2 protein-coding genes are annotated in these 1,526 nt (G+C 52.6%); one reads left to right on the plus strand and one right to left on the minus strand.

The features are described 5' to 3' along the window. The first annotated feature begins 161 nt into the window (after positions 1-161). A complete protein-coding gene (locus tag AX703_RS14395; protein ID WP_230487951.1) occupies positions 162-1,235 on the plus strand; it encodes a diguanylate cyclase in 1,074 nt (357 codons plus the stop codon). On the opposite strand, the gene AX703_RS28395 is transcribed toward AX703_RS14395, so the two are convergent. Next, on the minus strand, positions 1,225-1,526 hold a 302-nt coding region (locus AX703_RS28395), incomplete at its 5' end, for a hypothetical protein (RefSeq protein WP_231735548.1). The two genes, AX703_RS14395 and AX703_RS28395, sit on opposite strands and share 11 nt — an antisense overlap.

The raw sequence follows: 1,526 nt of genomic DNA on the forward strand, positions 1-1,526 counted from the left end.
ACCCTTCCTCGGACCAATCCGCCTCGAACTACCAGGTTTTTGCGGGTGTCCAGCTTCGTAGTGGTAGCCGCAAGCAAACTTTACCACGCCGAGCTAAAAGGATCACGAACCTTTGAAGTGGATCTCCTGGCTATGTCAGGCCTGTAATGGAGAATGTGAGCGTGAAACCCGGATCTGGATTCTTACGGTGGTTTAGCGAAAGCCCCTTGCCACCAGAGGCCGAAAAGACATCGGAGACTCTCGCGAGCCACGCAGATCGCGAATTGCTCGAAAGAATCTCGGATTTCCTCCTTGGAAACAGGCTTGAAGTAAGCCAGGCAAATCTGCTCACGGCGCACGCCGCGTTTTCAGGCGCGGTAGTCGGCTTGGCGCGCACCATCTCGGCAAAAGTAGCTGCAGGTGAAAAAATCACCCAATCGATGATGGACCATTATGCCGTCTCCGCACTTCCTGGGAAGTCAGAGGAGTTGGACAGCCTTGCCGCCAAGGTCGAGCGCACGCTTGCCGTCTTTGAGCATACGTCCAGCTCTGCAAAAAAGAGCACCAAGGAATACGGCGAGGTGCTCCATGCCCAAGCCTCTAACCTGTCGGCAAACCTGACTCACGACCTTGTTCTGCAGAACCTCGTTGAGATCACCAAGACAATGATCGAACGGACGGATCGCATCGAAAAGGAGATGGAGCGAAGCGAGAAGGAAGCCTCCTCTTTGCGGGCAAGTCTGGAAAAAGCCCGAAGGGAAGCAGATTTGGATCATCTGACTGGCTTGGCAAATCGAAGAGCCTTTGAAGGCGTGTTTGAGTCACAATACCGTATTGCTCAATCCGAAATTGAGCCTTTAAGTGTTGCGTTTTGCGATATTGACCACTTTAAAAGTATCAACGACAAACACGGTCATGATACGGGAGATCGTGTCATACAATCTATCGCACAGGCTCTGACTCGAATTTCAGACGACAAGTGTCACGTCGCGCGGCATGGCGGAGAAGAATTCGTTCTGTTATTTCGGGGAATCTCTCTGGATGAAGCTTGGCAGAAACTTGACGATACACGGAAACAGTTTGCCGCACGCAAACTAATAAACCGGCTGACCGATGAACCGATCGGGCATGTCACCTTTTCAGCGGGCATTGCGAATGTATTTGCGTTCGATGACCGGCGCGAGGCTCTCCGAGCAGCTGACCTTGCCTTGTACAAGGCCAAGGATAGCGGACGAAATTGTATCGTTAAGGCATAAAATGGAGAGAAAGCAGACAGGCGCCGCAGAGTGTGTCAAAGACCATCCGGCTCCCGGCGCACGCTTTTTCCGATCTGTTTTTAAAAGCTGACCACAGCTTCTGCCACAGAAAAGCGGTTGTGCCGGGCAGATCGTCTACACATCGACATTCCACAACCGCATAATGCCCCGCTTCGCGGTTGCGGAGGCTGTTCAACACTTCGCAGCAGTTCAGTTGTATTGAACCCAAACCTGCAAGCTGGACACCCGCAAAAACCTGGTAGTTCGAGGCGGATTGGTCCGAGGAAGGGT

It is taken from the genome of Novosphingobium sp. CCH12-A3, from assembly GCF_001556015.1.
Taxonomy (GTDB): Bacteria; Pseudomonadota; Alphaproteobacteria; order Sphingomonadales; family Sphingomonadaceae; genus Novosphingobium; species Novosphingobium subterraneum.